The sequence below is a fragment of the bacterium genome (assembly GCA_027622355.1).
GTDB lineage: Bacteria > UBA8248 > UBA8248 > UBA8248 > UBA8248 > JAQBZT01.
The window spans coordinates 1-6629 of record JAQBZT010000172.1 but is presented as its reverse complement, the minus strand read 5'-3'; the positions used below and the strand labels follow the sequence as shown (position 1 = coordinate 6629).

The 6629-nt window shown below is 62.1% G+C and carries 6 protein-coding genes; 5 read left to right on the top strand and 1 reads right to left on the bottom strand.

Annotated elements, in window-relative coordinates:
- Positions 1-99 precede the first annotated feature (99 nt).
- The 5 genes from O2807_10340 (at position 100) to O2807_10320 (ending at position 6360) form a co-directional block, all read left to right on the top strand.
- Complete coding sequence (locus tag O2807_10340) at positions 100-1215, top strand: ABC transporter substrate-binding protein (GenBank protein MDA1000894.1); 1116 nt, start codon at positions 100-102, stop codon at positions 1213-1215.
- A gap of 114 nt (positions 1216-1329) precedes the next feature.
- Positions 1330-3078 (top strand): iron ABC transporter permease, encoded by a 1749-nt coding sequence (locus O2807_10335; protein MDA1000893.1) that lies wholly within the window; start codon positions 1330-1332, stop codon positions 3076-3078.
- Positions 3079-3090: 12 nt separating this feature from the next.
- Entirely contained in the window at positions 3091-4197 is a 1107-nt protein-coding gene (locus tag O2807_10330) for an ABC transporter ATP-binding protein (GenBank protein MDA1000892.1), read from the top strand.
- Between the two features lie 20 nt (positions 4198-4217).
- Positions 4218-5315: an ABC transporter ATP-binding protein gene (locus O2807_10325; protein ID MDA1000891.1), complete on the top strand. Its 1098-nt coding sequence runs from the start codon at positions 4218-4220 to the stop codon at positions 5313-5315.
- 7 nt (positions 5316-5322) lie between these two features.
- Positions 5323-6360, top strand: a complete 1038-nt coding sequence (locus O2807_10320; protein MDA1000890.1) for a CapA family protein — start codon at positions 5323-5325, stop codon at positions 6358-6360.
- On the opposite strand, the gene O2807_10315 is transcribed toward O2807_10320, so the two are convergent.
- Positions 6357-6629: cupin domain-containing protein (locus O2807_10315; GenBank protein ID MDA1000889.1), on the bottom strand; the 273-nt coding region annotated here is incomplete at its 5' end. The two genes, O2807_10320 and O2807_10315, sit on opposite strands and share 4 nt — an antisense overlap.

Here is a 6629-nt window from a genome sequence, read left to right as displayed (position 1 = left end):
CGTCATTGACAATGATTACCCCTTCGCCGGCCCGAACAGCAAGGCCTTCGGAGGAATGAGTGACTGTATTTCCACGATTCCTTTCAAGGGAGAGAGAAAATGAAGCGCACGAAAAATCTTATCGGATTTAGCCTCGCTGGGGTGGCGGCATTTGCGCTGGCTTTCTCGGCAGCCAGCCCGGCAGACGCCCAACTTTCCAGCCAAGAGAGAAAATTGATCCCCGCAGCGAAAAAGGAGGGCAGTGTCACCCTCATTCAGCCGCTCTTCAGCGACCGCACCTCGCGGCGCATCCGCGCCGCCTTCGTCAAACGCTACGGGCTGGGCGATGGTTTTAAAGTAAACATTCTCCGCAAGGGAACGGGCTCGACGGTAGCCACCGTGCGGCAGGAGATCAAGGCGGGCAAGTTCACCAACGACGCCATCCTCGTCAGCTCGCCCGGCTTCTTTTCGGCCGCCTCCGCGCGGGGCGCCTTCCTGAAGCTCGACAGCGCGAACTGGAAGAACTTCACCGCCCTCGTTAAAAAGGCCGGGCAATATTCGAACTACCCGTACGTCGTCACGCCGCTGGCCTATACCTTCCAGCCCATCTGGAACGCATCCTGCCCCGGCATGGCGGATCTGAGCGTGAGTTCCTACGCCGACGTCCTGAAGCCCTCGCTGTCGGGCAAAACGATCGCCAGTGACCTCACCAAGAGCTTGACCTACACGAACACTTCCATCTCCCTCTCGGAGAACGGCATGAGTCTTGGCCCCCTATGGGCAAAGCTCAAGGCCACCAAGCCGCTCATCGAGTTCCGGACCGAGCCCAAAATGCAGATGGTGATCAACTGCGAGCGGCCGCTCGACATGTGGAACCTTTCGGGGCGCGTCTACCAGAACGTCCTGAAGAAGCCCGAACTCGCGAAAGTGCTCCGCATCGGCTCCTACAAAGAAGGCCAGGTGATGCTCGGCAATCAGGTTGCCGTCCTGAAGGGTGCGCCGCACCCCAACGCGGCCAAACTGCTCGTGGAATTTCTCCTGACCAAGGAAGGCGCCGACCTCTACGTCGAGGGCGAGGCCATCTATACTTTTCTTAGCAACTACACGCCCCCGGAGAAGGTCCGGCCCTATCTGCTGGACCTGAACAGCATCAAGCTTCTGGGAATGAAGGATTGGATCGCCGCTTCCAAGCGGTTCAAAAAAGTGCGCGCCGACTGGGTGAAAGTCTTCCGTTAGGCCGAACGGCGGGACAAGCCATTTCCATCATGCAGTATTCCAGGAGGGCCCTCTTCCGGAGGGCCCTCCTTCCCATCTTCAGGATGCATCAACAAGGGTGATCGAATCCGCGCAATGGCCACCGAAACCGTGACCTCTGACATCTCGAGCCACGCACCCAACTGGTGGAAAAAGTGGGTTACCCAAGAGACCGTCTCCACCACGGTGGTCAGCCTCATCGTCGCCGCGGCCGTTCTCCTTCCTCTCTTCGCCCTCTTGGTGAACAGCTTTCTCGTTCTCGACGATCAGGGATTCGACACCGTATGGGGCCTGAGGAACTACTACGAGGTATTCCAGGGGCGCGTCATACGGCAGGCATTTTTCAACACCTTGATCATCAGCACCTCCTGCACGATCCTGGCCACCTTTATGGGCGTCTCCCTGGCCTGGATCAACGCCCGAACGAACTGCCCCTGGCGCGAGAAGCTCGAACCCTACAATCTGATTCCCTTTTTTCTGAGTCCTTTTGTCGGCGCCATCGCGTGGCACAATCTGGGCGCGCCGAAAGTGGGGCTTCTGAACAATCTGGCCCGCAGCATCTTCGGCATCGAGAGCCACCTCATCAACGTGGACAACATCTTCGGCGTCATCTGGGTGACGGGCATCTTCTTCACCCCGCTCGTCTACCTTTTCGTCGTGGGCTCCCTCCGGCGGATGGACCCCTCCCTCGAGGACAGCGCCCGCACGACCGGCGCGGGCCTCTGGCGGACAACGCTCACGGTAACCTTGCCGCTCGTCACACCGGCCATCTTGTCCGGCGCCATCATCGTCTTCGTGACGAGCGCCGGGGAATTCGGCGTTCCCTTCAAGCTGGGGGCTCCCTACGGCTACGAAACCATGACCACACAGATCTTCTCAAAAGCCGTGGGCGATGACGCGAATCACTACCTGGGCGCCGCCATGAGCATGGTCATCGGGCTCATCACCGCACTCTTCATTTGGATCCAGCAGCGGATCATCGCCCCGCGCGCGTACACCACGGTGACCGGCAAGGGCTTCCGCCCCAACGTCATCGATCTGGGGCGCTGGAAGTGGGCGGCCCTCGCCTACAACCTCGGCTATATCGTCGTGGCGGTCGTGCTTCCGGTTCTGAGTCTGCTCGTTGTGAGTCTCCACCCGGTATGGCAGGGGAAGATCATCTCCGCCGACTTGACGCTCATCAACTACGAAAAAGTGCTCTTCTTCTGGTCTCCCCTGCGGATTGAGGCCGCGACGAACGGCATCGCCAACAGCTTTTTCCTGGCCTTCCTGGGCGCATCGATCGCCATGGTGCTCGCGATCATCGTGAGCTACATGATTCACCGGACAAAGGGATACGGCGCGCGGCTGCTGGATTTTCTCTGCGTCATTCCGATCGGATTCCCCGGCATCGTCCTGGCCATGGGCGTGCTTGTCACCTACATCAAGACGCCCATCTACGCGACGATCTGGATCCTGCTCCTCGGCTACATCACCCGTTTTTTCCCCTACGGTCAGCGCAATATCTCCTCCATCATGCTGGCCGTCTCGGAGGAACTCGATCAGAGCTCCCGCATGTCCGGGGCGACCTGGCTCACCACACTGAAGCGGATCACCATTCCGCTACTGAAACCGGGAATTTTCGCCGGCTGGGTTCTCCTTTTCGTGATCTTCCTGCGGGAGCTCTCGATCTCCATCATCCTGTACACCAGCGGAACTGAAACCCTCTCGGTCGGCGTATACTACCTGTCGAACTTTGAGAACGAACCCCTGACAGCGGCTCTCTCGATGGTGCAGACCGTCGTTCTTTTCTTCTGCATTTATCTTTTCCGAAAACTCGCCGGGCGCGAGGCCCTGACAGCCTAGAAAGAGGCACACATGGCGGAAAAAACGAAGCAGCCCTTTCTCGAAGTGAACGGCCTCGTCAAATCTTTCGGCAACGACAAGGCTGTGGACGGCATCTCCTTCGGCGTCCCGGAGGGGAAATTCCTCACCCTTCTGGGTCCCTCGGGCTGCGGCAAAACGACAACCCTGATGTGCATCGCCGGGCTCCACAAGCCCGACGCGGGCGAGATTCGAATCGGCGGAGCCTCCGTCACCTCAATCGCCTCGGGCGTATTCGAGCCCCCCGAGCGGCGCAACATCGGCATGGTGTTCCAGAGCTACGCCATCTGGCCCCACATGAGTCTCACCCAGAACGTTTCCTACCCGCTTGAAATCCAGAAGGTGAATCCGGGGGAGATCGCCGACCGGACCCGGGAAGCGCTCGCCCTGGTCGGCCTGACGGACATGGCGGACAAGTCTGCCACCCAGCTCTCGGGCGGCCAGCAGCAGCGCGCCGCCCTGGCCCGGGCGATCGTCTCCCATCCCCGGCTGCTGCTCTTCGATGAGCCCCTCAGCAATCTTGATCTCAAACTCCGCGAAAAAATGCGCGTCGAGCTCAAGCGCATCCAGCACGAAGTCGGCATCACTTCCGTCTACGTGACACACGATCAGGCGGAGGCCCTCGTTGTCAGCGATGACATCATCGTGATGAGCAAAGGCCATATCGAACAGCAGGGCCTGCCCCATGAAATTTACGCACGGCCCATCAACCGGTTCGTCAGCAATTTCATCGGGATGGTGAACCTCATCGAGGGGACAATCGTCTCCCCCCCCATGTCGGGCCGCGGCGAAATCTCCCTTCGCGGCGAAAACGGAAAAGACATTCACATCCCTTGTCTCGTGGCGGAAGGCCTGCGTGCGGGGGATGAAGCCTTTCTCTCGGTCCGGCCGGAAAACGTCGAGGCCCTCCGTACGCCCGAGGGCTCCTGCCTGGAAGGCGAAGTGGTGGACGCCATCTTCCTTGGAAATCATGTCGATTGCCGCGTCCAGTGGGACGATTTTGAGTGGAAACTTCAGGCCCATCCGCGGGATCACCTGCGGAAGGGAGAGCGCGTCTACCTGCGCTTCGACCCGGAACACACCATGGCCGTCAGGCCCTAAGCCGGGCGGAGGAGGACACGATGGCATTTGTCGAAATCAGGGGGCTGGTCAAGCACTTCGGCCAGGAAGTCGCCGTCGCGGGCATCGACCTCGATATCGCACAAGGGGAATTCGTCACCCTGCTCGGCCCCTCCGGCTGCGGCAAGACGACCACCCTGCGCTGCATCGCCGGGCTCGAGCGCCCCGACGCGGGTGAGATCCGCATCGCCGGGCAGATCGTCACCTCCGCGTCCAAGGAGATCCATCTCGATCCCGAAAAGCGCAACATCGGCATGGTGTTCCAGAGCTATGCCGTCTGGCCCCATATGACCGTTTTCGACAATGTCGCCTACGGCCTGCGCGTCCGGGGCATCGGGCGGGCCGAGATGAAAGAAAAAGTCGGCAAGGCCCTTTCGCTGGTCAGCATGGGGCAACTGGCCGATCGCTTCGCCACCAAACTCTCGGGCGGCCAGCGCCAGCGCGTCGCCCTCGCCCGCGCCATCGTCTACAACCCCAGGGTGATCCTCTTCGACGAACCCCTGAGCAACCTCGACGCCAAGCTCCGCGAGCAGATGCGGATCGAGCTGACCCGCCTTCAGCATGAAGTCGGCATCACCTCCGTCTACGTCACCCACGATCAGACCGAGGCGCTGGTGATGAGCGACCGGGTGGTGGTGATGAACCAGGGGTTGATCCAGCAGATCGGCGACCCGGAGGAAATGTACGCCCGCCCGGCCAATGCGTTCGTCGCCAATTTCATCGGCGCCACGAACTTGCTGGAGGGTGTCTGCCGCGGCAACGAGGGCGAAGCCCTGCGGATCGAAATCCCCGCGGGCGAAGGCCGCCCCCCCCTCCAGCTGCTCGCGGGCGGCGGAAACGGCGCCCCCGCCGGCCAGCGGCTCATCCTGAACCTGCGCCCCGAGGACATCTCGCTGCACACGGCTCCTCCTGCGGGCGGCGTCAACGTGATCGAGGGCGAAGTGGACGATACCGTCTATCTGGGAAACTTCCTCATCTGCGAGGTCCGCGTCGGCACCCACCTGATCGAAGTACAGCTCGACCACTACGAACAGCTCTCCCCCGGGCAGCGGGTTTATCTCTCCTTCGAGCCCGACCACGGCCTTTGCCTCACCGACTGAGCGCCCCATGTCCATCTCATTCATTGCAGGAGGCGACATCGCCCTCAACCGGAAAAGCCCTTGCAGGGCCTTCGGAGGGCTCATCGGCCAGCTGCAAAAGAGCGACCTCACCTTCGTCAATCTTGAGGCGCCCCTCTCCGCGCGGGGAAAAGCCGAGAAAGGGAAGATCCTCCTCCGCGGCCGCCCCGAGATGGCCCGCGCGCTCACCGAAGCCAACATCCACGCCGTCTCCTTCGCCAACAACCACGCCCTCGACTACGGCGAAAGGGCTTTTTTCGACACGCTTGACCGGATGAAGGAAACCGGCATCGAAGCGGCCGGCGCGGGCGCGACACTGGAGGCGGCGCGAAGCCCCATCCTCCTCCAGCGTGGGGAACTCACCATCGGCATCCTGGCTTTCAACTCGATCCTCCCGTCCGGCTTCGCCGCCACGGAACGACGGCCCGGCGTGAACCCCTTGCCCGCGCGCACCCTTTATGAACCCGCCACCGATCTCGCCGCCTATCCCGGCACCGCGGCCCGCATTCGCACCTTCGCCGATAAAAGCGCGCTGCGCCGGATGCGAGAGGACATCCGCCGCCTGCGGAAGCGGGCGGACGTCGTGATCGTGAATCATCACTGGGGAACGAGCATGGTCCATGATGTGCGGGATTTTCAGCGGGAGATCGCCCACGCCACCATCGCGGCGGGAGCGCACCTTGTCCTGGGCGGCCACCCGCACGTCGTGCAGGGGGTGGAGATCCACAAGGGCTGCCCCATCGTCTACAGCATGGGCAACTTGATCTTCGACTTCAAGATTCCGTTCTTCACCGAGGCCACGCGCGAGACGTTTCTCTTCGGCTGCCGGCTTGGGGGGCGGGGCGCCACCGAGCCCTATCTCATCCCCTGCCGGTCGGGAAAATTCGATGCCCCACGCCGACTCTCCCCCCACCGCGGGGAGGGGCTGCATATCGCGGAAAAAATGCGCGCCCTCTCGGCGCCCCTCGGGACGCGGCTGGTGAAGGATGCGGGGCGGCTGCGCATTCTTTCTGCGGGGCGCTCCTAGGAGACCACCCCCTCGGCGTCCTTCGCCGGACCCTTCATGATGATCGCCGTCATCTTGCCCTCCACGGCCGCGGTCTTGTGTTCCAGCCCCGCGGGGATGTAGGCCACCGCGCCGGGATAGAGATCCATCCTCTTGCCGTGGGTCTCGGTATAGCCCTTCCCCGAGAGCACCCAGATGACCTCCTCCTGCCCGGGATGGCGATGGGGCGCATGGGGGGTGGCGGGGTCATACTCCGTCACGCCGACCCGCAAGTGCTCCGCCCCGTTCAC

Excerpts from the sequence above, each read along its gene's own strand:
- O2807_10340 (MDA1000894.1), top strand. The coding sequence starts at position 100 with ATGAAGCGCACGAAAAATCTTATCGGATTTAGCCTCGCTGGGGTGGCG.
- O2807_10335 (MDA1000893.1), top strand. The coding sequence starts at position 1,330 with ATGGCCACCGAAACCGTGACCTCTGACATCTCGAGCCACGCACCCAAC.
- O2807_10330 (MDA1000892.1), top strand. The coding sequence starts at position 3,091 with ATGGCGGAAAAAACGAAGCAGCCCTTTCTCGAAGTGAACGGCCTCGTC.
- O2807_10325 (MDA1000891.1), top strand. The coding sequence starts at position 4,218 with ATGGCATTTGTCGAAATCAGGGGGCTGGTCAAGCACTTCGGCCAGGAA.
- O2807_10320 (MDA1000890.1), top strand. The coding sequence starts at position 5,323 with ATGTCCATCTCATTCATTGCAGGAGGCGACATCGCCCTCAACCGGAAA.